Source organism: Variovorax gossypii (assembly GCF_003965815.1).
In the GTDB taxonomy this organism is placed as follows: Bacteria; Pseudomonadota; Gammaproteobacteria; order Burkholderiales; family Burkholderiaceae_C; genus Variovorax; species Variovorax gossypii.
Window position 1 is genome coordinate 633,084 of the sequence record NZ_RXOE01000002.1, and the last position, 22,015, is coordinate 655,098.

The 22,015-nt window shown below is 67.6% G+C and carries 23 protein-coding genes; 12 read left to right on the top strand and 11 right to left on the bottom strand.

Annotated elements, in window-relative coordinates:
* Nucleotides 1-25 precede the first annotated feature (25 nt).
* The 4 genes from EJP69_RS10615 to EJP69_RS10630 all read left to right on the top strand — a co-directional run bounded on the left by EJP69_RS10615 (nt 26) and on the right by EJP69_RS10630 (nt 2,940).
* Nucleotides 26-448, top strand: a complete 423-nt coding sequence (locus EJP69_RS10615; RefSeq protein ID WP_126469953.1) for a universal stress protein — start codon at nt 26-28, stop codon at nt 446-448.
* Nucleotides 449-1,897 carry a trypsin-like peptidase domain-containing protein gene (locus tag EJP69_RS10620; protein ID WP_126469955.1) on the top strand — a complete coding sequence of 483 codons (1,449 nt, stop codon included), beginning with the start codon at nt 449-451 and terminating at the stop codon, nt 1,895-1,897. It begins immediately after the preceding gene.
* 10 nt (nt 1,898-1,907) lie between these two features.
* Nucleotides 1,908-2,444, top strand: a complete 537-nt coding sequence (locus EJP69_RS10625) for an NUDIX hydrolase (RefSeq protein ID WP_126469957.1) — start codon at nt 1,908-1,910, stop codon at nt 2,442-2,444.
* A 190-nt stretch (nt 2,445-2,634) separates the two neighbouring features.
* Nucleotides 2,635-2,940: a high-potential iron-sulfur protein gene (locus EJP69_RS10630; RefSeq protein WP_176947386.1), complete on the top strand. Its 306-nt coding sequence runs from the start codon at nt 2,635-2,637 to the stop codon at nt 2,938-2,940.
* 245 nt (nt 2,941-3,185) lie between these two features.
* Here EJP69_RS10630 and EJP69_RS10635 read toward each other — a convergent pair whose 3' ends face one another.
* The 5 genes from EJP69_RS10635 to EJP69_RS10655 form a co-directional block, all read right to left on the bottom strand.
* Nucleotides 3,186-4,190, bottom strand: a complete 1,005-nt coding sequence (locus tag EJP69_RS10635; RefSeq protein WP_420824216.1) for an alpha/beta hydrolase — start codon at nt 4,188-4,190, stop codon at nt 3,186-3,188.
* Nucleotides 4,191-4,341: 151 nt separating this feature from the next.
* Nucleotides 4,342-5,418 carry an alpha/beta hydrolase gene (locus EJP69_RS10640; RefSeq protein ID WP_206169312.1) on the bottom strand — a complete coding sequence of 359 codons (1,077 nt, stop codon included), beginning with the start codon at nt 5,416-5,418 and terminating at the stop codon, nt 4,342-4,344.
* Complete coding sequence (locus EJP69_RS10645; protein WP_206169313.1) at nt 5,415-6,617, bottom strand: (R)-mandelonitrile lyase; 1,203 nt, start codon at nt 6,615-6,617, stop codon at nt 5,415-5,417. The genes EJP69_RS10640 and EJP69_RS10645 overlap by 4 nt, the downstream gene beginning before the upstream one ends.
* Complete coding sequence (locus EJP69_RS10650; protein WP_126469961.1) at nt 6,614-8,059, bottom strand: MFS transporter; 1,446 nt, start codon at nt 8,057-8,059, stop codon at nt 6,614-6,616. Before EJP69_RS10650 ends, EJP69_RS10645 begins: the two co-directional genes overlap by 4 nt.
* A 9-nt stretch (nt 8,060-8,068) precedes the next feature.
* Entirely contained in the window at nt 8,069-8,920 is an 852-nt protein-coding gene (locus tag EJP69_RS10655) for an aldo/keto reductase (RefSeq protein WP_126469963.1), read from the bottom strand.
* A gap of 125 nt (nt 8,921-9,045) precedes the next feature.
* On the opposite strand from EJP69_RS10655, the gene EJP69_RS10660 reads away from it, so the two are divergent.
* Nucleotides 9,046-10,008, top strand: coding sequence for a LysR family transcriptional regulator (locus EJP69_RS10660; protein WP_126469965.1), 963 nt, complete (start codon nt 9,046-9,048; stop codon nt 10,006-10,008).
* A gap of 18 nt (nt 10,009-10,026) precedes the next feature.
* Here EJP69_RS10660 and EJP69_RS10665 read toward each other — a convergent pair whose 3' ends face one another.
* The gene (locus EJP69_RS10665) at nt 10,027-10,926 is read right to left on the bottom strand and encodes a LysR family transcriptional regulator (RefSeq protein WP_126469967.1); all 900 of its coding nucleotides are present in this window, start codon (nt 10,924-10,926) and stop codon (nt 10,027-10,029) included.
* A 126-nt stretch (nt 10,927-11,052) separates the two neighbouring features.
* Between EJP69_RS10665 and EJP69_RS10670 the strand changes: the two genes are divergently transcribed.
* Together EJP69_RS10670 and EJP69_RS10675 are read left to right on the top strand one after the other, a co-directional pair.
* On the top strand, nt 11,053-11,922 hold the full coding sequence (locus EJP69_RS10670) for an NmrA/HSCARG family protein (protein ID WP_126469969.1): 870 nt from the start codon (nt 11,053-11,055) through the stop codon (nt 11,920-11,922).
* The gene (locus EJP69_RS10675; protein WP_126469971.1) at nt 11,919-12,170 is read left to right on the top strand and encodes a DUF2798 domain-containing protein; all 252 of its coding nucleotides are present in this window, start codon (nt 11,919-11,921) and stop codon (nt 12,168-12,170) included. Before EJP69_RS10670 ends, EJP69_RS10675 begins: the two co-directional genes overlap by 4 nt.
* A gap of 57 nt (nt 12,171-12,227) precedes the next feature.
* Here the strand turns inward: EJP69_RS10675 and EJP69_RS10680 are convergent, their stop codons facing one another.
* From EJP69_RS10680 to EJP69_RS10695, 4 genes are read right to left on the bottom strand one after another with little or no spacing between them, the layout of a single operon-like run.
* Nucleotides 12,228-13,454 carry an NAD(P)/FAD-dependent oxidoreductase gene (locus EJP69_RS10680; RefSeq protein ID WP_126469973.1) on the bottom strand — a complete coding sequence of 409 codons (1,227 nt, stop codon included), beginning with the start codon at nt 13,452-13,454 and terminating at the stop codon, nt 12,228-12,230.
* 17 nt (nt 13,455-13,471) lie between these two features.
* Nucleotides 13,472-13,798, bottom strand: a complete 327-nt coding sequence (locus EJP69_RS10685; RefSeq protein WP_126469975.1) for a non-heme iron oxygenase ferredoxin subunit — start codon at nt 13,796-13,798, stop codon at nt 13,472-13,474.
* 16 nt (nt 13,799-13,814) lie between these two features.
* A complete protein-coding gene (locus tag EJP69_RS10690) occupies nt 13,815-14,285 on the bottom strand; it encodes an aromatic-ring-hydroxylating dioxygenase subunit beta (RefSeq protein WP_126469977.1) in 471 nt (156 codons plus the stop codon).
* A gap of 1 nt (nt 14,286) precedes the next feature.
* The gene (locus tag EJP69_RS10695; RefSeq protein ID WP_126469979.1) at nt 14,287-15,552 is read right to left on the bottom strand and encodes an aromatic ring-hydroxylating dioxygenase subunit alpha; all 1,266 of its coding nucleotides are present in this window, start codon (nt 15,550-15,552) and stop codon (nt 14,287-14,289) included.
* Nucleotides 15,553-15,683: 131 nt separating this feature from the next.
* Here EJP69_RS10695 and EJP69_RS10700 point away from each other — a divergent pair, with 131 nt between their 5' ends.
* Nucleotides 15,684-16,601, top strand: a complete 918-nt coding sequence (locus EJP69_RS10700; RefSeq protein WP_126469981.1) for a LysR family transcriptional regulator — start codon at nt 15,684-15,686, stop codon at nt 16,599-16,601.
* 12 nt (nt 16,602-16,613) lie between these two features.
* Here EJP69_RS10700 and EJP69_RS10705 read toward each other — a convergent pair whose 3' ends face one another.
* Nucleotides 16,614-16,982, bottom strand: a complete 369-nt coding sequence (locus tag EJP69_RS10705) for a hypothetical protein (protein ID WP_126469983.1) — start codon at nt 16,980-16,982, stop codon at nt 16,614-16,616.
* 301 nt (nt 16,983-17,283) lie between these two features.
* Between EJP69_RS10705 and EJP69_RS10710 the strand changes: the two genes are divergently transcribed.
* Genes EJP69_RS10710 through EJP69_RS10725 form a run of 4 tightly spaced genes read left to right on the top strand, consistent with a single transcriptional unit; the run spans nt 17,284 to nt 21,966 of the window.
* Complete coding sequence (locus EJP69_RS10710) at nt 17,284-18,942, top strand: ShlB/FhaC/HecB family hemolysin secretion/activation protein (RefSeq protein ID WP_126469985.1); 1,659 nt, start codon at nt 17,284-17,286, stop codon at nt 18,940-18,942.
* Nucleotides 18,943-18,989: 47 nt separating this feature from the next.
* Nucleotides 18,990-20,792, top strand: coding sequence for a DUF2341 domain-containing protein (locus EJP69_RS10715; protein ID WP_126469987.1), 1,803 nt, complete (start codon nt 18,990-18,992; stop codon nt 20,790-20,792).
* 15 nt (nt 20,793-20,807) lie between these two features.
* Nucleotides 20,808-21,221: an ExbD/TolR family protein gene (locus tag EJP69_RS10720; protein ID WP_125947447.1), complete on the top strand. Its 414-nt coding sequence runs from the start codon at nt 20,808-20,810 to the stop codon at nt 21,219-21,221.
* A 10-nt stretch (nt 21,222-21,231) separates the two neighbouring features.
* The gene (locus tag EJP69_RS10725; protein ID WP_126469989.1) at nt 21,232-21,966 is read left to right on the top strand and encodes an energy transducer TonB; all 735 of its coding nucleotides are present in this window, start codon (nt 21,232-21,234) and stop codon (nt 21,964-21,966) included.
* Nucleotides 21,967-22,015 lie beyond the last annotated feature (49 nt).

A 22,015-nucleotide genomic window follows, 5' to 3' on the forward strand; every position in this document is an offset into this window, starting at 1 on the left:
GACATATCCCGCCGAAGGAACCATCATGAAAATCCTGCTCGCCGTGGACGGCAGCGACTACACGACCCGCATGCTCTCCTACCTGGCCAGGCACAAGGAGTGGGCGAACGCGGGCCATGCCTTCACGGTCTTCCATGTGGTGCTGCCCGTGCCGCATCGCGCCGCTGCCTTCGCGGGGCCGGAGATCGTGCACGGCTACTACGAGGACGATGCGCGCATCGTGCTCGAACCCGTGCGTGCACTGCTGGCCGGCAGCAGCATCGAGGCGCGCTTCGAGCACCGGATCGGGCACCCCGCGGAGGAGATCGCCGCGTTCGCGCAGAAGGGCCAGTTCGATCTCGTGATCATGGGCTCGCGGGGACATGGCGCCCTGACGAACCTGGTGCTGGGCTCGGTCGCCACCAAGGTGCTGGCTGCGTGCACGGTGCCCGTCCTGCTGGTGCGCTGAATGAGCGCCGCGACCGTCGCGAAAGGCTTGATCGTCGCTGCCGTCGCCGCATTCGTGCTGACGGGCCAGACGAGTGCGTGGTCGCAGGCGCGATCGTGCCTGGAGCGCGGGAGGCCGCAGTCGCAGGCGGTCGATTTCGCGGCGGCCGCGGCGCGGCAGTCGCCCGCGGTGGTGAGCATCATGGTCACGGAAAACGGCGGCGAGCGGCCGGTTGCCGGCGACACGCGGCCCTCGACGCCGTGGGAAAGGGGCTGGGGGCGCGGCTTCGCGTCGGGGTTCATCGTGGACAGAGACGGATACATCCTGACCAGTGCGCATGCGGTGAGCGGCGCCCGGTCGATCTCCATCGCCACCGCCGACCAGCGCCGCTTCGATGCCGAAGTGGTGGGGGCCGACCGTCTCTCCGACGTGGCCCTGCTGAAAGTTGCCGCCACGGGCCTGCCGGTCGTCGTCCTCGGCCGCGGCAGCGAACTGTGCCCGGGCGAGTGGGTCGCAGCGATGGGTGCCCCGTTCGGCTTCGAGCGCAGCGTGACCGCGGGCGTGGTGAGCGCCAATCCGCGCTACGTGCCCGGGGGAAGCGGGGTGCCGCTGATACAGACCGACGTCGCGCTGAATCCAGGCAACTCGGGTGGGCCGCTCTTCGACGAACGGGGTGAGGTGGTGGGCCTGAACTCGATGATCTATTCACCCGGCGGCGGGTACTTCGGCGTGTCGTTCAGCCTGCCCATCGACACGGCGATGCAGGTCGCGGACCAGCTTCGCACGGCCGGGTACGTGAGGCGAGGGCACATCGGCGCGCGCACCCAGCCGCTGACCGCCGAACTGGCGCCGGCCTTCGGCCTCGGCGCCGCGCTGGGCGCGCTGGGCGCGCTGGTGGTGCGGGTCGACGCGGACAGCCCGGCCGCGGAAGCGGGGCTTCGCAGCGGCGACGTGGTGCTGGCCGTCGGGGGCGATGTCGCTATGAGCTACGCCGACATCCAGAATCGCGTGGCGGCAGCGCGCAAGGGCAGCCGGATTGCGCTGAAGATCTGGCGCCACAGGGCTGCGTTGACGGTGCAGGTGGGCGTGGCGGAAAACCAGCCGGACGTCAGGCCTCGGCCGGCCGGGCCTGCCGTCATGCAGGAAACGCGTTTCGGGCTTGAGCTCGCGCAGCGCAAGGGCGTGCTCGGCATCAGCCTGCCGCCGCCCGGGCTCTACGTGCAATCGGTGTCGGGCTCGGCCCAGCTTGCGGGGCTGCGTTACGGCGACATGCTGGTCGCGGTCAACGACGTGGAAGTGGCCGACCTCGCGGACTTCGACGCGGCGATACGGACCGTCCGCGACAGCGACACTGTCGCGCTGCTGGTCGTGCGCGGGTCGGCAAGAAGCTACGTGCCGATCCTTCCGCGCAGCTCGCCGCATGCCCCGATTGCACGGCACGCGAGCGACGGCGCAGTGTCGACCCCCTGAGGCTCTCGCGATGGAAAGATCGATCAGCTGCGGCGTTCTCGTGCTCGATCCGGCGGGCCGACTGCTGCTCTGCCATGCGAGCGACAGCCGGTACTGGGACATCCCCAAGGGCATCCGGGAAGGGCAGGAGCAGGGCGCACAGGCTGCCGTGCGCGAGGCGTTCGAGGAGTGCGGCCTGCGGCTGTTGCCCGCGCAGCTGAGGGAGATCGGACTTCTTCCCTATCGCAGGGGCAAGGATCTCTGGCTCTTTGCGGTGCTGGTGCGTCATTTCGAGGCGAAGTCCTGCGTCTGCTCCAGCTTCTATACGGATCGCCACGGGCGACGGCGTCCCGAGGTGGACGGATTCCGTTGGGCCGCATTCGAACAGTTGCCGCAGCTTTGCGCACCCAGCCTTGTCGCGGTACTGACGCAGGCGCTTTCGCTGGTCGGCATCCACGGGCAGTTGTTGTACGAAGTCGGGCCCGTCGACGCGGCGCCCGGATCACCTCCCGGCCCTTGCGCAATTGATCTTGCGCAAGGCCGCGTACAGCCGCTCATTCAAGAATGACCGCAGGCTCCATCAATTACCTGTCACGAGGCTCCAATGAACATCACGTTGAACACAGCTCTGCAAGTTCTCGGGTTCTGCATCGCGACGCTCCTGGCAACCGGTGTTCTCGTACTGGCAGGTCTGAGCGAGCGCAATGCAGCGCCGGAGAACTCGGCGCCCATCTCACACACACGATGAAAGATCCACGATGAAATCCGATCGTCGCATTTTCATGCTGACGCTTGCAGCGACGGGGGCGGTCGCTTGCGCCTCCAGTTCGTTTGCGCAGGCACTGCTCGATGAAAAGGACCCGCAGGCCGCAGCCCTCGGATATGTCGCAGACTCGGCCAAGGCCGACGCAAGGAAATACCCGAAGCACGACAACGCGCAGCTGTGCAACGGCTGCGCACTCTGGCAATCCAAGCCAACGGAGGCGCAGGGAAATTGCGCGCTGTTCGCGGGGAAACAGGTGAGTGCCAAAGGCTGGTGCAGCGCCTGGGCCAGGAAGGGCTAGCACACGAGCACTCAAGTATGGGCTGCGCACTTGAGCGGGTGCTTCCCTCGGACCGTCGGACTCTCCGAAGCGTTGACTCTTGCTTTCTTCAGCACTTCAAGGCCACAGCGACGAGAAGGGCCGAGCGCCAGCCGAAGAGTTCACCCGGATAAGAAATGCGATCGAAAAGAGTCCGACGGGCCGGCGGAAAGATGGCCCCCTGAAGGTACCAGGGGAGCCATGCGGCCCTCATTCGCCGCCGGTCGTCAGAGGTTCTTGGCGTAGAACGGCGCCAGCTTGCCAACCACGGTGTCCACATACCTGGGAACCCAGTAGGTCTCGATGTGCGTGGCGCCCTCGACCTTGAACAGTTCCTTGCTCTTCGCACCCGTCGCCTTCGCAAACGCTTCCTCGGTCATGTAGAGACTGTCGGCCTTGCTGCCGGCAATCATCAGCAGCGGCTGCTCTATCAGCTCGATCTGGTCGGTCGCGTCCCAACGCATCAGGTCCAGCAGGCTGCTCGTGGTGTACCTGAAGGTGGAGCCGGGATGGGCGTGCGTCCGCCAGTAGTACTCGTAGCCCTGACGGTACATCTCGAAGGGCAGTGCAGCGATCTGCGCATCGGTCATGTCGGCATCGCCTGAGTAAAGAGGCGTTCCCCCTGCCATTTGCCGGGCGCGCGCGTCGGAAGCCTGCCTGAGGCGTTGCTGGATCGTGGCAATTTGCGAATCGGCGAAGCCGTTGCGACGCACACGGCCCGAATTGAACATGCTGAGCGTCGCGACCGACTTGAATCGCTTGTCGGTCTTTGCCGCGGACAGCGAATAGCCGCCACCGCCGCAGATCCCCAGCAGGCCGAGACGTTCGGCATCGACGCCCGGATAGGCGGTGATGAAGTCCGCCATGCCATGGATGTCCTCGATGCGGTTCGCCGGCTTGTCCACCGAACGCGGCTGCCCGCCGCTTCCGCCCTGGTATGCGGCATCGGCGGCAATGGTGACGTAGCCCGACTCCGCCAGCCGCTGCGCATACAGGCCGGCCGTCTGCTCCTTCACGCCGCCGTTCGGGTGCGCGACGACGACAGCGGCGTACTTCTTCTTCGGATCGAAGTTCGCAGGCGTGTAGACGTTGGCGACGATGTCCAGGCCGTCGAGCTTGTACTTCACCGGGTGGATGTTGACCTTGCCGGGTTCGTTGGCCGTGATGGCGCCGTCGTACACCAGCGTGAAGGGATTCTTCCTGTAGTCGGCGGCGACTGCGGAAAGGGGCATGGTCATTGCGGAGACTCCAGCGGTTGCGATCGAGAGGACGAGCGCAGAGGTTCCGAGGAACTCGCGCCTCTTTTCGTCGACGGTTTCGTGATTCATTCAAACTCCAGTTCTTCATGCAGCCTCGCCGCACCGTGCGGCTGGGCAAGAGCAATCAATCCAGCTTCTTCTCGGCCAGAAACTTCGACACCAGTTCGGCAATCTCGACGTTGTTCAGGTCGGACATCAGGAAGTGCGTGTTGCCGCGAACCCCGATCTCCGGGAGATGCACCAGGCGTGCATCGCCACCGTGCCTGTTGACGGCGTCCACCCAGAGCCGTGCCATGGCCAGCCGCACGCGCCAGTTGTCCTGGCCGCGCTCCGGGGTCGGCTCCACGGGGAAGTTGTCGCCGTAGTAGATGACGATGGGAATGCGGGTGAGCTTCTCGAACTCCGCCTGCGACACCGCCTCGGGCGCCAGCGTGCCGGCAGCGCTGGGCATTGCCGGCGGCAATTCGCCCTGCGGAAAGATGAAGCCGCTGCCAGGTTCGAACGCGACGATGGCCTTGACGTTGGGGCTCCTGATCGCCGTCAGCCAGCCTGGCCCACCGCCCTGGGAGTGCGTGAACAGGATCGCCGGGCCGGTCTTCGCGAACAGTGCCGACATGGCGTCGGAAATCACGGCGGCGTCGTAGGGGCCGGTGTTGGGCGTGACCGAGCGGAAGAACTGCTCGAGGGTCTCCGGCTTGCGGTCGAACTGCACGTTGTCGAAGTAGCTCGGCCATTTGCCGATACGGAACTGGTCGAAGAACAGCTGATCGTTGGGCGTCGGCTCGATCGTTGTCGCGATGGTGCTGTTGCCGGCGCGCCCGCGCCGCGGCTGATCGACCAGATACACCGGGAAGCCGCGGCGCAGGAACAAGGTCTGGAATCCCTCGCGGCCGTCCGAGGTGCTCTCCCAGCTGCGTGCCGACTGGAAGGCGCCGTGCAGCATCACGATGGGCAACGCTTTCGGGTTCTGCGGGACTTGATAGAAGGCGTAGAGATGATCGCCGTGGAAGCTCTGGCCCGCGGCAGCCGGCTTGTTGTTGTCGTAGCTGCCGGGAGTCTTCAGGACCGTGCCGCCGACGGCGAAGCTCCCCTGGGCCTGGATCGTCAGCGGGCCCGAGACGTTGCCGCGATGCATGGCACAACCGGTCAGCAGGCACGTCGTGGCGATGCTTGCGCTCAACAGGGTGCGGATGGCGCTCATGTTCCATCCTTCGATGCGGCAGCAAGTGCCTGCACGAGCGCTTCGTTCGCGCGACCGGCGACTTCGGGACCGACCCCGTCGGCCAGCGCTTGTGTCAGTTGCCGCAACTGCGCGGCGCTCAAGCCCACGCGCAGACTCGCCCGCATATGCGAGCGCAACTGCGCCTGCGCGCCCGGAGTTGCAGCGAGCGCGCCGACAGTGGCCAGCTCGCGGCTTTGCCAGTCGAGGTTGTCGCGCTCGAAGATGTCGCCGAACAAGTGAGCTTGCAGGAACTGGTTGATGACGGGCGCGAACTCGAACACGGCGCCCTGAACCGGCCCGCCGGAAATCTCGGTCTGGTTCGCCCGTCCCACCGAGACCAGTTCATTGCCCGCGGCAACCACCCGAGCGGCCTCCCGGCCCTGCGCGTCGTGAATGCCTCGCTGCTTGCGCGTCTCCACGACCTTCAGCAGTTCGCCGAGCGCGTTGAGGCTTCTGGGGAAACCCGCGTAGGCATACAACTGCACCAGAACTTCCTTGGCCTCGCTGAGGGTCAACCCCGCATCCAGGCCGCGATTCAACGCGGCGTTGAGCCTGGGCATGTCGCTGGTTGCAGTGAACGCGGCAATCAGCGGAAGGGCTTGTTGCCTGGCAGACAGCGTTTCGGACCGGGGATATGCACGTGCCGCCGCCCGTGGCGTGTCGCCGGCGGCAGCACCAATACCGGCGCTGGCCAGGGCGGCCCGGTAGTCCTGGTCGGAGACCTTGTCCTGCCAGGTCACCGAGATGCCATCTTCCTTCTCCGCGATGGCGACATGGGTCATCGCGCCGTCGGGGCCGGCACCATGCCAGTGGCGCACATTGGCGGGAATGGTGACGACGTCGCCGGGACGGATGGCCTGGGCGGCTTGCCCCTGCTGCTGCACCATGCCCAGCCCGGCCGTGACGATCAGCGTCTGCCCCAGCGGGTGGGTGTGCCATGCCGTGCGAGACCCCGCCTCGAAGCTCACCGTTGCGCCGCTGGCTCTTCCGGGCGGCAGCGCCTGGAACGGCGAGCTGATGCGCGCGATGCCGGTGAAGTTCTCCGTTGCGCCTGTGGCGACCGGCGAGGACGACGCCCTGCGCACCTCCACGATCGGCGGCGCGACGGCATCGGCGGGAGCCTGCGCTCCGGCGGCAGCTGCCGCGCCGCTGATGGCCATGCAAAGCAGTGATTTCACGAGAGCGCCTCCTGTGGCTGTGGCTGTGATTGAGCGCCGCGGCGCGGCAAGACGATGAAGGCCCAGGACACGAGCAGCGCCAGCCCGAGCAGCAAGGCGCCTGTGTTCATGACCGCTGAAATCCTGTGGGCAAGAGCCGCGGCACTGTCGTGCGCGGCGGGGGGCGCCGCGCTCGCGAAGACGAGCACCAGCAAGCCCAGCCCCAGGGCCCCGCCCAGCTGATGTGCGACGTTGACCATTCCCGATGCCGCACCGGCGTCTTCGGGAGCGACCCCCGCCACGCCTGCAGCGGTCAGCGGTGCCAGCAGCAGGCCCTGGCCCAGGCCGATGAGGAGCATGGGTGGCGCAACGTGCATCCAGTAGCTCGAGTGGGCATCGGCCAGCCCCAGCCACAGCAGGCCAAGGACACCCAGCAGCAAGCCCACGAGAAGCAGCTTCTCGTTGCCGAAGCGCCGGGCCAGCCTGGGAACGGCCATGGCCGAAGCGAAGTTGGGCAGCGTGACGGGCAGGAAAGCGAGGCCTGCCTGCAGGGGCCGCAGGTGCAGCACGCCCTGCAGGAACTGCGTGGAGAAGAACCAGAAGCCGACGGCACCGCCAAGGAAGAGCATGCGGGCGAGATAGGCACCCGCGCGTGCGCGGCTCGCCAGCAGGCGCAGGGGCAGGATCGGCTGGCGGACGCGGCGCTCGATCCACACGAATGCGGCAATCATCAGGACACCGCCGACCAGTGCGGCCTGTGCCCGGGCGTCGGCCCATCCAGCGTCGGCCGCGCGCACCAGCCCGTAGACCAGCGCCGTCATTCCCAGGGTGGAGCTGACCGCTCCGCCCAGGTCGAAACGGCCTGCCTGCCTCGGCGTCTCCGAGATGTGCCGGCAGGCCGCGACGATCAGCAGCAGGCCGATGGGCAGGTTGATGAAGAAGCCGGCGCGCCACGAAACCAGGTCTGCGAACAGGCCTCCCAGCACCAGTCCCAGCGTGGCCCCCACGCCGGCCGCCGCGGCGTACATGGACAGGGCGCGGTTGCGCGCGGGGCCTTCGGCGAAATGCGTCGACAGCAGCGCCAGGGTCGAAGGGGCCAGGACGGCGGCACCGGCGCCCTGGATGGCGCGGGCCGTGAGCAGCCAGGCTGCCGACGGGGCCACGCCGATCGCCAGCGATGCCAGCGTGAACAACGAGAGCCCGACGACGAACATGCGCCGTCGGCCCATGATGTCGCCCGCGCGCGCTCCCAGCAGCAGCAGGCCGCCGAAGGCCAGGGTGTAGGCATTGGTCACCCACGAAAGCTGTGCGGCACTGAAGCCGAGGCTTGCCTGGATGCGAGGCAGGCCCGTGATGACGATGGAGATGTCCACCACGATCATCAGGTAGCTGGCCACGATGATCGCCAGCACGGTGCCGGCCTTCCGGCCCGGCAAAGGGGTGGGGGTGTCGACGACGTTCATGGCCCTTGCTCAGATGTCCAGCTTGCGTTCGGACATCCACTTGACGATGGCCGGATCGCGGTGCGAGAAGAAGCTGCTCGTGTCGGTGTCGAGCGCCCCGATGCGAGCCATGTCGGCGTCGTCGAGCGCGAAGTCGAAGATGGCGATGTTCTCGGCCATGCGTTCCTTGCGCACCGATTTCGCCAGGGCGACGACACCTCTTTGCACCAGCCACCGCAGCACGACCTGCCCGACCGACTTGCCGTACCGCTCGGCGATGGCCAGCAGCGCCTCGTTCTGGAAGAGGCCGTTGCGCCCTTCGGCGAACGGAGCCCAGGCTTCGGCCTGAACGCCGATGTCGTTCATGAAGGGGATGCTTTCCAGCTGCTGCTGGAAAGGGTTCACTTCGATCTGGTTGACTGCCGGCGCGATCTCGTTGAACGCCTTGATGTCCATCAGGCGGTCCGGGTGGAAGTTGCTGACGCCGATGGCGCGCAGCTTGCCGGCACGGCAGGCCTCTTCCATGGCGCGCCATGAACCGTGGACGTCACCGAAGGGCTGGTGGATCAGGTAGAGGTCCAGGTAGTCGAGTTGCAACCGGCGCAGGGACTTCTCGATGGCCTGCCGGGTGCGCTCGTAGCCGGTCTCCTGGACCCAGAGCTTGCTGGTGACGAAGAGCTGTTCGCGCGCGACGCCGCTGGAGCGCAGCCCTTTGCCTACCGCTTCTTCGTTCATGTAGGAGGCGGCGGTGTCGATCAGCCGGTAGCCTGCTTCGATGGCGTCGACGACGCTGCGCTGGCACTCGTCGGCGTCCGCAATCTGGAAGACGCCGTAGCCGACGATGGGCATCCGGAGTCCGTTGTTCAGGGTGACGTGTTGCATGAGTGGCTGCCTTCGATAGTTCGCTGGGTCGAACTTTAGGCAGGCCACTGGCATCTGAATAGTGACATCCGGGTTGATTGATTGGCATCGAAATGATGACAATGCCGCGGAAGAGGAACCCCTTCATGGCGATCAACGAACTTCGGTCCATCACGACCTTCATCAAGGCGGCGGAGCTGGGCAGCCTGCGCAAGGCGGCGCTCGCGCTGGGCATCAGCCCCCAGGCGGCGAGCAAGGCGCTGGCCCAGCTGGAGGCGCATCTGGATGCGCGCCTGTTCCATCGCACGACGCGCGTGATGTCGCTGACCGATGCGGGGCAACGTCTGTTCGAAGACGTGCAGCCCTCGGTGCTGGGAATGCAGCGGGCGCTGCAGACGGCCAGGACCGCGAAGGACGAGTTCGCCGGCCCTCTCCGGATCACGGGGCCGCGCACGACGTTCCAGCCGATTCTCTGGCGTCTGGTGGAGGAGTTCTGCGACCTGCATCCGGGCATACAGCCCGACGTGCTGCTGGAGGACCGGATCGGCAACTGGGTGGAGGACCGTGTCGACGTGGGTTTCCGGCTCGGGCCGTCACCCCATGAAGGGGTCATCGCGCGGCGGCTGTTTCCCGTGCAGTTGCCGATCTGCGGGGCACCGTCGTACTTCCAGCGGCACGGCGTGCCGGACTCCCTGGCTGACCTCGCCTCGCACCGCTGCAGCGCCTATCGGCATCCGAGCACGGGGAAGGTTCTTCCATGGCGCGTGAGGATCGGCGACCAGGCTGTCGACCAGCCCGTCGTGCCGGCGATCTGCAGCAACGACGAGTTGTTCGAACTGCAGGCCGTCCTGGCGGGCAAGGTGCTCGGCCAGCTCGCAGGCGTGACGGCCGCGCCCTATATCCGCTCGGGCCAGCTGGTCCCCGTCCTCGTCGACCACATGCCCAACTACGCCAACTACTTCGTGTACTTCGGCAGCAGGTCTTCGCAGCCGATGCGCGCACGCGCGTTCATCGACCTTGCGGTCCAGCGACTCGGCGATCGCTCGGAGTACGTGCTCACCGAGAGGGAGCTGCAGGCCGGCCGGCGGCGAGCGCGCACCGGCAGGTGATGCCCGAGTTGCATTGCCCTAGGCCGCGAGTCCCAGCGACGGCAGGTTCTCGGCCGCGAAATCCGCGAACAGCTTCGCGCGGGCGAAGCTGCCCCGGGCCGAAGGCCATACCGCGTGAACCGGAGTCTTCGGTGACTCGAACTCCGTCAGCACCAGCTCGACACCGCCGCCGTCGAGCAGATGGCGGATCTGCCACAGCGGCGTGAAGCAGAGTCCCAGGCCGCCGGTGGCCGCCGCATAGAGCGCGGCCGTGTTGTCGGACCTGAAGCGCCCCGACACCTTCACACGCCGCAGCCGGCCTTCGATGGTGAACGGCCAGTTGGCATCGTTGCCGTGCGTCGTGCGCACCAGGCACTGGTGTTCGGCCAGGTCCTCGGGTCGTCGCGGGCGGCCGTGTCGCTCGAAGTAGTCGGTCGCACCGAACACCACGAGCCGCAGCTCGCCGAGCCGCCGCGCCGCCAGTTCGGAGTCGGGCAGTTCGCCGATGCGGATCGCGAGATCGATGTCGCCCTCGATCAGGTCGACGAAGCGGTCGGAGGCGGTGAGCTCCACCTCCATGCCCGGATAGCGCTGCATGAACGCGCCGATCAGCGGCACCACGAAGGCCGGCGCGAACTGCACGGGCGCGGCCACGCGCAGCAGGCCGCGGGGCGCGCTCGACTGGGTGCTCGCATCCTCGGCGGCCGCGTCGAATTCCGCCAGCGCGGCCTGTACGCGCCGGTGGTAGGCCAGGCCTACCTCGGTGGTGGACGACTGCCGCGTGGTCCGCCGGATCAGTTGCACGCCGAGGCTTCGCTCGAGCTCGTTCAGCGAGCGGTTGATGGACTGCACCGAGCGCCCCAGCTGGCGCGCCGCCGCGCTCTGGCTGCCGAGCTCGACGATGGCGACGAAGGCGCGGATGTCCTGAATCTGGTCCATGGATTCTTCCGATCTGGATGAAGGTCTTTGGCGGTGGCCGCGCATTCACGCGCGCCGGGTCCGTTCGTATCTTTGGGACACCGCGGCCCGGTGCCGCTCACTCACTGATTGATCGAGGAATCATCCATGGAAGAACATAGACCCACGGTGCTGGTGGTCGGCGCCACCGGCCGCGTTGCCGGGCTCGTGGTGCCCGAGCTGGCCAGGCGCGGCGCCACGGTGCGCGCACTGGTGCGCGACGAGCGAGGCCGGCAAAAGGCGGTCGACAACGGCGCGGCCGAGGCCGTCGTCGCGGACCTGCGCGATCCGGCGAGCCTGCGTCGCGCGGCTGAAGGCGCGGACGGCGTATTCCACATCGGCCCCGCCTTCCAGCCGGACGAGGCACGGATGGGCTGCAACCTCGTCGCCGCAGCGCAGGAGGCGGGCGTGCGCAAGTTCGTGTTCTCGTCGGTGATCCAGCCGACGCACGGCACGCTCGCGAACCATGCGAGCAAGGTGCCGGTGGAGACCGCGCTGTTCGAATCCGAGCTCGAATACACGCTGCTGCATCCGGCCAACTTCTTCCAGAACCTGCGCGGCGCGTGGCCCGGCATCGTGCGTGACGGCGTCTTCGCCGAGCCCTATCCGGTCGACACGCGGATCGCGCGCGTGGACTACCGCGACGTCGCCGAGGTCGCGGCCATCGCGCTGACCGAAGACCGGCTCGCCTACGGCTCGTTCGAGCTGTGCGCGCCCGGGCGTTTCAACCGCAGGGAGATCGTCGCGATGGCGGGCGAGGCGCTCGGCCGGCCGGTGGCGGCGCGGGAGATCGATTTCGACGACTGGGCCGAGCTGACGCGCCCGCCCTACGACGCGCGCCAGCTGCTGCTGCTGTCGAAGGTGCACGCGCACTATGCGACGCACGGGCTGGGCGGCAACGCCCTCGTGCTCGAGGCCATCCTCGGCCGGCCGCCGCGCACGCTGGCGCAATACATCGGCGAGCTGGCCGCATCATGAGCCGCAACATCGGAAAGCTGCCCGCGCGCTACGCGGCCATCGTCATGCCGCTGCTGCTGTCGATCTTCATGTCGTGCATCGTGGCCGGCATCGCCACGCTCAGGAGCATGGGCTTCGCCGAGGGGCTGCTGCGGATGTGGATGTCGACCTGGGGCGTCTCGTGGCTGGTCGCGTTTCCGTCGCTGCTGGTGGTGCTGCCGGTCGTGCGCCGCATCGTCGCGGCGACGGTGCAGAGCCCGCCGCGTTGAGGAGACGCCGTGAGCCGTGGCGCGTCTTTCGTGCGATCGGCCCGGTCCTTCGACCGTTCAAAGTCTGGAAAGCGGAAGCTCGACGTCGGCGAGCTGCAGCGGGTCGACGCCGGTGCCGCGCTCGATCAGCCGCCGCGCAAAGCGCAGGTCGCGCGCCGAGTTCGGCCCGAGCGCGGCGGCCACCTTGTCGCCGTCGAGGAAGAACATGACGAAGCTGTCGCTCTCCGGGTTGCCGCGCACCACCGTCTGGTGCCGCGGCGCCGGCATGCCGAATATCTGGAGGTTGATGCCGTACTGGTCGGACCAGAACCACGGGAGCGGCTGGTGGTTCACCTCGATGCCGAGGGCGGAGCGCGCGGCCGCCATGCCTTGCTCCTGGGCGTTCTGCCACGATTCCAGCCGCATCCGGCGCCCGGCGCGCTCGCAATGCCAGACAGCCACGTCGCCCGCTGCAAGGATGTCGGGGTCGGAAGACCGGCACCGCGAATCGACCACGATGCCGCCCTCGCACGCGAGGCCCGCTTCTCGCGCCAGCTCGTCGTTGGCGACCAGGCCGATGCCGGCCAGCACCACGTCGCAGGCAAGCGTTCGCCCATCGTTCAGCGTCGCCTTCAGGCTCTCGCCATCCGCTCCTTGCTCCAGCCGCTCGATGCCCGTACCCAGCTCGACGCGAACGCCGTGCGAGGCATGGAGCCGCAGCAGGTAGCCGGAGATTTCCGGCGGCACGGTGCGCTCGCACAGCCGTTCCATGGCCTCCGCAACCGTGACGTCGAGTCCTTTCCCGCGGGCGGTCGCCGCGACTTCCAGGCCGATCCACCCTCCGCCGATGACCAGCAGCCGCTTGCCGGCGACGAGCGCCGCACCCAGCGCGGCGGCATCGTCGATGCTTCGCAGCGTGAACACGCCGGGCAGGTCCGCGCCCGGAATGGCCAGCCGCCGTGCCCGGCCGCCGGTGCACAGGATCAGCTTGTCGTAGCGGACGGGCTCGCCGTGGCTCAGGTGCAGCTGCTTCGTTGTCCGGTCGATGCGCGTCGCGCTCACGCCGGGGCGCCAGTCGACGTTCAGCGCATCGAAGGCTTCGGGCTTCTGCAGGCGCGTGGTCTCGGCAGGGGCTTCTCCGGCGAGCACCGACTTCGACAGAGGAGGGCGTTCGTACGGGCGATGGCTTTCGTCGCCGATCAGCACGATCCTGCCGCCGAAGCCCTCGGCGCGCAGCGTCTGCGCCGCCCATCCGCCGGCCTGGCCGGCGCCGACGATCGCGATCGTGCCGTCTTGCTTGCTCATGGCTTCTCCGCGGCAGCTCAGCCCAGCGAGAGAAACACCCGCCCGCCCTCGATCTTCACGGGGTAGGAGCGGATCGCCTCGGTCACCGGCGCGCAGGTGGACGCGCCGTTGCGCACGTCGAACCTGCCCTGGTGCAGCGGGCACTCGATCTCGTGGCCTTCGAGAAAGCCTTCGCACAGGCGGGCGTGGCCGTGCGTGCAGATGTTGTCGGTCGCGTAGATGCTGCCGTCCACGTTGTAGAGGGCCAGGTCGCGGCCTTCGACGACCAGGCCGATGACGTCGTCGGCGGGCACGTCGTCGAAGTTCGCGGCATCCGTCCAGCCGGTGTTGGATCCATCGCTCATGGTTTTTCTCTTCGCTTCACAGGGGGTAGATGACGGAGTTGGGGATCATCTCGCTGTCGTAGATGACCTGGCGCGAGGCGAACTTCAGGCCCTGTTCGGTGCGCACGACAACGTCGATGTAGCGGCCCACGCTGAACACCGTCGAGAGTTCAGAGAGCTTGGTGCGGAAGACGGCGTAGTTGGCCTCCGACTCGATGCGGCCCGCCTCGACCTTCCGCACCACCGGCGAGCCCACGACGTGGCGCTGGTAGTAGGGGTCGTGGAACAGGGTCTCGCGGATGCCGTAGACGCGGTCCTTCAGCATGCCCTTGCTCTCGAACGAAAGCGTGGCGAGCGGAAAGCCGCGCTCGTGGTTCTCGCGCGGCTGCAGGCGGTAGCTGCAATCCTCGGTGAAGAACTCGGGCCAGAGCTCCCACTGGCTGGAGCTCACCGCATGGGCGTAGCTGGCGTAGAGCTGCGAGAGCTCTAAGTAGTCCTGGAAGTCCATCTCAAGCCTCCATCACCTTGCGCCAGTACTCGTACATGCCGCGGATCAGCGTCTCGGTGACCATGTGGTCCGTGTCGCCGACCTCGCGTCCGCCGAGTTCGGCCAGCGTGCGGTGGAAGGGCTTCTGCTCGAAGCCCTTCTGCGAGAGCTCGATCACCTCGCCGTCGTCGGCCGAGACGAAGCCCGCGGGGCCGAAGAGATTGGCCTGCCGCAGCCGGCGCTGCGTCATGGCCTCGGTGTCGTCCTCGAAGCCGAAGTGCGTCCACACGAAGTCGAAGGCGCCGGGGCCGCTGGGCTGGATGTGGCGCGTCGAGACGCTGTTGACCTGCTGCTGCAGGATCACGCTGGGAAAGAGCGTCATCATCACCGCCGTCGGGCCGCCCCACCAGGGCTCGGGCACGATGTCGAGGAAGCGGTCGTCGTTGAGCTTCATGCTCTCCTTGAAGCTCGACACCTGGGTCACCTGGTCGGCCTTGCCGCTCGCGCCGCGCGTGGAGATCATGGCGGCGTGCCGGTGGTGCCGGTCCATCTTCAGCTCCGACTTGTTGTCCGCGCGCCAGAGCCCGAAGGTCACGAACCAGGTGTGCAGCAGGCCGGGGTGGTACGGGTCCTTGATGTTCTCCTGCATGAGCTTCCAGTTGCCCGGAATGCGCTGGCGGTTGTAGCCGAGGATGGTGAGCTTGCGGCCGTTGAAGAGCCGGTCGAAGTAGCCCAGGATCTCGGGCCCCATGAAGTCCTCGAGCGATTCGACCTCGGGGTCGAAGGAGGCGAAGACCACGCCGCCGCGCCTGGCCACCTTGAGCTTGTTGAGGCCATGGTCGGCGGTCTTGAAGTCGGCGGGCATGCCGCCATTGACCTTGCCGTCCTGCTTCACGCCGCGGCGGAAGGGCACGCCCTGCAGGTCGCCCGTGAGCGTGTAGTTCCACTGGTGATAGGGGCAGGTGAAGCCGCCGTCCTTGCGGTTGCCGTGCCGCTCGCGGCAGAACTGCATGCCGCGATGGGCGCATACGTTCTCGACGACGCTGATGGAGTCTTCCGCGTCGCGCACCATGATCACCGAGCGCTCGCCGACCACGGTCCGCTTGAAGTCGCCGACCTGCGGAATCTCGGCCTCGAGGCCGACGTAGCTCCAGTGCTTGCGGTAGAAGAAGCGCTCCAGCTCCTGGCGGTGCTGGTCGGCCTCTGTGTAGGCCATGAAGGGAATGCGGCTGGTGCCCTGGCTTTCCCAATGGATCTTCCGGGGGAAGACCGCCGATGTGTCGTCCATGTTCTTGTCTCCTGTGCCGCCCGTGGAGGGCTGCGTCTCGTGGGTGCATCGATGATCCCCATTCGAACGCCATCGCTCAATAGAATGTGATCAATAGTTCATATTGATTTCAAGAATGTGAGACGACGCGCATGGAGCTCAAGGACATCGATCTCAACCTGCTGGTCATCTTCCAGCAGCTGCTCGTCGACCGCAGGGTGTCCAAGGTGGCGAGCAGCCTCGGCCTTTCGCAGCCGGGCGTGAGCAACGCGCTGGCGCGCCTGCGCAAGCTCACCGACGATCCGCTCTTCCTGCGCACGCCCAACGGCATGGAGCCCACGCCCTACGCGCAGCAGCTCGCCGAGCCCACGGCGCGCGCGCTGCAGGTGATCCATGCGGCGATCAACAGCAAGGCCTCGTTCGACCCGGCCACATCGAAGCGCGCATTCACCGTCGGCATGACGGACATCGGCGAGATCTACTTCCTGCCCAGGCTGATGAAGGAGATCGCGAGGGTCGCGCCCAACGTATCGCTGAGCACCGTGCGCAACACCGCGGTCAACCTGCAGGACGAGATGGAGGCGGGCCACGTCAACCTGGCGATCGGCCTGCTGCCGCAGCTGAAGGCGGGGTACTTCCAGCGCAGGCTGTTCCGGCAGCACTACGTGTGCATGTTCAGGCGCGACCATCCGCTCGACGGCAGGAAGAAGGTTTCGCTCGACGACTTCTCCGCCGCCGACCACGTCGTGGTGGTCTCGGACGGAACGGGCCACGGCAAGGCCGACGAATTCCTCGACCGCAAGAAGATCATGCGCAAGGTGGTGCTGACCGTGCCGCACTACGTGGCCGTGGGGCACATCCTGCACGACTCCGACCTTGTCGCGACCGTGCCCGAGAGACTCGCGCAGGCACTGGCGAGGCCGTTCGAACTTTCCTATGTGCGCCACCCGGCGAAGCTGCCGGAGATCGCGATCAACCTGTTCTGGCACGGCCGCTTCCACAAGGACCCCGCTATCGCGTGGCTGCGCTCGCTGATCATCGGGATCTACGGCGAGGGCGGCCCGGCCTAGTGGGCCGGTCGGCTACTGCCGGGGAATCAGGGGCGACGAAGGCGCTACCGGCGGCGGGCGCTGCGGATAGACCGAGGTGCCGAAGGTGTTGCCCATGCGATGGCCGGTCGCCGCGCGGTTGAAGAGGCCCAGTTCGTTGGAAGGCCGCTGCACGATCGCCTCCGATGCAAGGCCCGGCTGCACCGCGTCCGGCGCGCGCGCGGATGCGGGAGGACGCAGCTTCTCCGTCAGGCAGTCGTAGGAGGGCGTGCGCTCGCCGTTGACGGTCACTTCCACGCAGGGTCGGGCTTGGGTGGTAGGCGCATCGGTCTCTTGCGCGGATGCGCCCAGACAGCATCCGAGCAGGAGCACGGCGGCGATGCCCGGAAGACGAAAAGCCATGCGTGTATCTCCTGCTTCCAATTCATTGCTCGCGGCGAGCCACGCAGTCTAGGTATCGCACAAGTCGATGGGAAGACCCGTTCTCGGGAACACGGCTTTCATCCTGCGGAGGTCCTTCTTCTTAAGCGCGAAGAAACGGCCGGATCGTTCGCGGTGCCGATTTCTTGATGAAGTTTTTGTGACAAACCGACAGTCGCTGCGCGTGCCGTGCGTCTAGGAAAGGTACGCCGCAGCGACACGAAGGCTCTCTGTTCATGAGCGCGCTGTCTTGTGCGCTTCACCCATGAGAACAGAGCTGCAAATGCACGAAACGAAGAAGAAAGGCCGCCAGAAACATCACCGCCGCAGTTCCGCGTGGCTGGCGGTGTTCGCGATGACTGCGCAAGGCGCTGCCTTCGCCCAGGCATCCGGACCCGCGCCTCAACCTGCACCCGCCGTCGCACCGTCGGCGGAAGCGGCCGAGCCGGCGCGCAAGGTCGACATCAGCGAATACATCGTGCGCGGCAACACCGTGCTCGACGCGCGCGCCATCGAGAAGGCCGTCACGCCCTTCCTCGGTCCGGACCGCACGCTGAAGGACGTGGAAGGCGCGCGCGACGCGCTGCTCGCGGCCTACCAGGCGGCGGGCTATCAATCGGTGTATGTCGACCTGCCCGAACAGCAGGTCACGCAGGGCGTGGTGTTCCTGCGGGTCAACGAGACACGCGTGGGCCGCGTGCGCGTGGTGGGCGCCGAGTACAACTCGCCGCTCGAGGTGCGCGACCAGGTGCCCGCGTTGAAGGAAGGCGGCGTTCCCAACTTCAACCAGGCGCAGTCCGAACTCGCCGCGCTCAACCGCGGACCGAAGCGGCAGGTGATGCCGCTGGTGCGCCAGGGCGCGATGCCGGGCACCATGGACGTCGACCTGAAGGTCGAGGACTCCAGCCCCTGGCGCGCGAGCGCCGGCCTCAACAACGACTACAGCGCCGACACGCGCAAGCTGCGCGCCAGCTTCTCTCTCGGCCACGACAACCTCTGGCAGCTGGGCCACAGCGCCTCCATCAGCTTCTTCGGCGCGCCGCAGGACCTGAGCCAGACGAAGGTGATCTCGGCCAGCTACGCGATGCCGGTACGCGGCACGAACTGGAGCCTCGAGGCCAACGCCTTCTCGTCCGACAGCAACGTGGCCACCGTGGGCGGCACCGACGTGCTCGGCAAGGGCCATTCCTTCGGCGTGAAGGCGACCTACACCGTGCCCAACGCCGGCGACTGGTGGCATGCCTTCAGCATCGGCATCGACTTCAAGAACAACAAGGAAGCGCTGACGCTCAAGGGCAGCGGCGACACGGTGCCGCTCAAGTACGCGCCGATCACGCTCTCTTACTCGGGCTTCCGCCAGTCGGAGAAGAGCCAGTACGGCATCGGCATCTCGCTGGTGGTGGGCACGAGCAGTTCGTTCAAGTACGGCAGCGACTGGGCCGCCTTCGACTACAAGCGTTACAAGTCCTCGCCCAGCTTCATGGTGCTGAAGACCGACCTCAACGGCACGCACACCTTCGACGGCGGCTCGCAGCTCGCCTTCCGCTTCAACGGGCAGATGACCGATTCGCCGCTGGTGTCCAGCGAGCAGATCGCAGGCGGCGGCATGAACTCGGTGCGCGGGTATCTCTCGGCCGAGGCCACCGGCGACTACGGCGTGGTGGGCTCGGTCGAGCTGCGCAGCAAGCCGCTCACCTTCCTCGGCAGCGCGGTCGAGAACTGGCGCGTGTACGCCTTCGCCGATGCGGCCCGCCTGCGCCTGAAGAGCCCGCTGCCCGAGCAGGAAGACCGCTTCTCGCTGTACTCGATCGGCGTGGGCACCACCTTCAAGGTCGGCCAGTACTTCGCGGGGCGCGTCGACATCGGCTACCCGCTCACCGACGGTCCGCGCACGAAGAAGCACGACACGCGCGTGAATTTCAGCCTCACCGCGAACTACTGATCCACGCCGCACCCATTTCTTTTCACGAGTTTCCGGAGAACCCTGTCATGCGACGCATCCTTTTCATCGCGCTCACGCTGGCGAGCACGCTCTTGCCGGGCCTGGCCCATGCCTGGTGGCAGGCCGAGTGGGCCTATCGCAAGCCCATCACCATCGATGCCGGGCCGCAGGCCGGCGCCATCGGCAGCGATGCCGGCCGCATGCCGGTGCTGGTGCGCCTGCACACGGGCAACTTCAAGTTCGAAGGCGTGAGCGAGACGGGGGCCGACCTGCGCTTCGTCGCCGCCGACGACAAGACGGTGCTCAACCACCAGATCGAGCAGTTCGATCCGCTGCTGGGCATGGCGCTGGTCTGGGTCGACGTGCCCAACGTCTCGGCCGGCACGCCGCAGAAGCTGTGGATGTACTACGGCAACCCCAAGGCCCCGGCCTCGGGCAACGGCCAGCGCACCTTCGATCCTGACTACACGCTGGTCTATCACTTCGCCGAAGGCGCGGTGCCGCCGCGCGACACCACCGCCTACGGCAACAACGGCCAGACCGCGGCTGTGCCGGTGGAAGGCACGGTCATCGGCAAGGGCGCGCAGCTCGGCGCCGCCGCGCTGATGCTGCCTGCCACGCCCTCGCTCGCGGTGCAGGCCGGCGGTGCGCTCACTTTCTCCGCATGGATCAGGCCCGACCAGCTCGGCGCGCGCCAGGCGGTCTACACGCGCCGCGACGCGACCGGCGAGCTGGTGGTGGGCATCGACCAGGGCGTGCCCTTCGTGCAGGTCAACGGCCAGCGCAGCGCGCCGGGCCAGCCGGTGCAGGCGGGGCAGTGGTCGCACCTCGCGGTGAAGGCAGAGCGCGAGAGCGTGGCGCTCTTCGTGGGTGGCCGCCGCGCCGCGTCGGTGGCGGCGAAGCTGCCGGCGCTGAATACGGCGGCGGCGCTCGGTGCCGACGCGCCGGCCGTCGCATCCGGCGCACAGAGTGCACAAGCCACCGCCTTTGCGCCCTTCACCGGCGCCATCGACGAGGTACGCCTGTCGAAGGTGGCGCGCGCCGACGCGCTGCTGCTGGCCGACGCGGTCTCGCAGGGCGCCGAGTCGCGCCTCACGGCATTCGGTGCCGACGAGCAGCAGGCCGGCAAGAGCCACTTCGGCTTCATCCTCGCCGCGATGCCGCTGGACGCCTGGGTGGTCGTGGGCGTGCTGGGGCTGATGATGGTGCTGTCGTGGGCCATCATGATCGGCAAGGGCCGCAGCTACGGCGCCACCGAGCGCGCCAACGAGATCTTCATCGAGCACTTCCGCGAGGCCGCGGGCGCGCCGCTCGACCGGCTGGCGGTGAACAACACCGTGCCGCAGGAGGTGCGCGCCGACTCGTCGCTGTGGCGCCTGTACGAGGTGGCCATCGAGGAGATGCGCCGCCGCCATGACCGCGGCTACGACCTGAACGCGGTTTCGAGCGCCACCATCGGCGCCATCCGCGCCGCCATGGACGGCGTGATGGTGCGCGAGACCGAGCGCATGTCCAAGCGCATGAACTGGCTTTCGACCACCATCGAGGGCGCGCCCTACGTGGGCCTCTTCGGCACGGTGATCGGCATCATGCTGGTGTTCGTCGTGGCGGCCATGGCCGGCGCTGTGGACATCAACTCGGTGGCCCCCGGCATGGCGGCAGCGCTGCTGTGTACGGCGGCAGGCCTGGGCGTCGCGATCCCGGCGCTGTTCGGCTACAACTGGCTCGCCTCGCGCTCCGACGCCATCGGCGCCGACATGGCGGTGTTCGTGGACGAGTTCGTCACGCGCCTTGCCGAAGAGCAGGGCGAAGGCCGCGCGGTGGCGCAGGTCGTGGCCCTGCGCGCCTGAGGGAGCCGAGACGCCATGGCAAACCCCGCAGCCAGGTTCGGCGCGCGCAAGCGCACGGGCGGCATCAACATCACGCCCTTCGTGGACGTGCTGCTGGTGGTGCTGGTGATCTTCATCCTCACCAGCAACGCCAGCATTCCGGGCATCAAGGTCGACCTGCCCAAGGCCAGCGCTTCCGTGGCGCTGGAAAAGCCCAAGACCAAGGCCATCACCATCGACAACGCGGGCAACGTGTTCCTCGATGCCTATCCGGTCACGCTGCCGGAGCTCGAGGAGCGCCTGCGCACCGAGAAGGCTCTGTCGCCCGACTTTCCCGTGATCGTGCGCGGCGACGCCAGCGTGCAGTACGCGAAGGTGGTCGACGTGCTCGACCTGCTGCGCCGCATCGAGCTGAACCAGATCGGCCTCGTGACCGGCAAGCAGAAGTGAGGGCCGCAGCGTGAACCCTCGCAACCCGACTTCCGCCGCCGGCGCGCGTCGCACGGGCGGGCAGGCTGGGCTGTGGCGCCGCTGGGGTGGCTGGGTCATCGGCCTGGGGCTTGCTGTCGCGCTCGTGGCGCTGGTGTGGCATCTGCTGAGCGACACCGCGAGCACGAGGCGCGTGGTGGCCGACGCGCCGATGCTGATGCTGCCGCCCCCACCGCCGCCGCCCCCACCGCCCGAGCCCGAGAAGCTGCCCGAGCCCGAGCCGGAAAAGATCAAGCCGGTGGCCGAGCCCGAGCCCAAGCCCGTCGAGCCGCTGGAGCCGCCCAAGGACGACACGCCGCCCAGTCCCTCGAAGGACCTCGGCGACCCCGTGACCATGGACAGCGCCGCGCAGGCCGGCAACGACGCCTTCGGCATCCAGGCCGGCAGCGGCGGCGGCATGAGCGGCACCGGCGCGGGCGGCGGCCTCGGCAGCGGCTCGTATGCGCGCTATGTGTCGAGCCTGCTGCAGCAGGCGCTGTCGCGCGATGCGCGCACGCGCCAACTGGTGTTCGACGACATCCAGATCGACCTGTGGCTCGGCGCCGACGGCTCGACCACGCGGGCGCAGCTGGTGCGCGGCACCGGCACGCCCGACATCGACGAGGCGGTTCTCGCGCTGATCCGCGGCCTGGACCGCGTCGACGAGAAGCCGCCCGCGTCGCTGCGATTCCCGATGCGCGTGTCCATGAGAGGGCGCCGGCCATGAGCGCCCCGACGAGCGCCCCGACTCCTGTCCCATTCAATCCTGCGAACAA

Excerpts from the sequence above, each read along its gene's own strand:
- EJP69_RS10615 (WP_126469953.1), top strand. The coding sequence starts at position 26 with ATGAAAATCCTGCTCGCCGTGGACGGCAGCGACTACACGACCCGCATG.
- EJP69_RS10620 (WP_126469955.1), top strand. The coding sequence starts at position 449 with ATGAGCGCCGCGACCGTCGCGAAAGGCTTGATCGTCGCTGCCGTCGCC.
- EJP69_RS10625 (WP_126469957.1), top strand. The coding sequence starts at position 1,908 with ATGGAAAGATCGATCAGCTGCGGCGTTCTCGTGCTCGATCCGGCGGGC.
- EJP69_RS10630 (WP_176947386.1), top strand. The coding sequence starts at position 2,635 with ATGAAATCCGATCGTCGCATTTTCATGCTGACGCTTGCAGCGACGGGG.
- EJP69_RS10635 (WP_420824216.1), bottom strand. The coding sequence starts at position 4,190 with ATGCCCCTTTCCGCAGTCGCCGCCGACTACAGGAAGAATCCCTTCACG.
- EJP69_RS10640 (WP_206169312.1), bottom strand. The coding sequence starts at position 5,418 with ATGAGCGCCATCCGCACCCTGTTGAGCGCAAGCATCGCCACGACGTGC.
- EJP69_RS10650 (WP_126469961.1), bottom strand. The coding sequence starts at position 8,059 with ATGAACGTCGTCGACACCCCCACCCCTTTGCCGGGCCGGAAGGCCGGC.
- EJP69_RS10655 (WP_126469963.1), bottom strand. The coding sequence starts at position 8,920 with ATGCAACACGTCACCCTGAACAACGGACTCCGGATGCCCATCGTCGGC.
- EJP69_RS10660 (WP_126469965.1), top strand. The coding sequence starts at position 9,046 with ATGGCGATCAACGAACTTCGGTCCATCACGACCTTCATCAAGGCGGCG.
- EJP69_RS10665 (WP_126469967.1), bottom strand. The coding sequence starts at position 10,926 with ATGGACCAGATTCAGGACATCCGCGCCTTCGTCGCCATCGTCGAGCTC.
- EJP69_RS10670 (WP_126469969.1), top strand. The coding sequence starts at position 11,053 with ATGGAAGAACATAGACCCACGGTGCTGGTGGTCGGCGCCACCGGCCGC.
- EJP69_RS10675 (WP_126469971.1), top strand. The coding sequence starts at position 11,919 with ATGAGCCGCAACATCGGAAAGCTGCCCGCGCGCTACGCGGCCATCGTC.
- EJP69_RS10680 (WP_126469973.1), bottom strand. The coding sequence starts at position 13,454 with ATGAGCAAGCAAGACGGCACGATCGCGATCGTCGGCGCCGGCCAGGCC.
- EJP69_RS10685 (WP_126469975.1), bottom strand. The coding sequence starts at position 13,798 with ATGAGCGATGGATCCAACACCGGCTGGACGGATGCCGCGAACTTCGAC.
- EJP69_RS10690 (WP_126469977.1), bottom strand. The coding sequence starts at position 14,285 with ATGGACTTCCAGGACTACTTAGAGCTCTCGCAGCTCTACGCCAGCTAC.
- EJP69_RS10695 (WP_126469979.1), bottom strand. The coding sequence starts at position 15,552 with ATGGACGACACATCGGCGGTCTTCCCCCGGAAGATCCATTGGGAAAGC.
- EJP69_RS10700 (WP_126469981.1), top strand. The coding sequence starts at position 15,684 with ATGGAGCTCAAGGACATCGATCTCAACCTGCTGGTCATCTTCCAGCAG.
- EJP69_RS10705 (WP_126469983.1), bottom strand. The coding sequence starts at position 16,982 with ATGGCTTTTCGTCTTCCGGGCATCGCCGCCGTGCTCCTGCTCGGATGC.
- EJP69_RS10710 (WP_126469985.1), top strand. The coding sequence starts at position 17,284 with ATGCACGAAACGAAGAAGAAAGGCCGCCAGAAACATCACCGCCGCAGT.
- EJP69_RS10715 (WP_126469987.1), top strand. The coding sequence starts at position 18,990 with ATGCGACGCATCCTTTTCATCGCGCTCACGCTGGCGAGCACGCTCTTG.
- EJP69_RS10720 (WP_125947447.1), top strand. The coding sequence starts at position 20,808 with ATGGCAAACCCCGCAGCCAGGTTCGGCGCGCGCAAGCGCACGGGCGGC.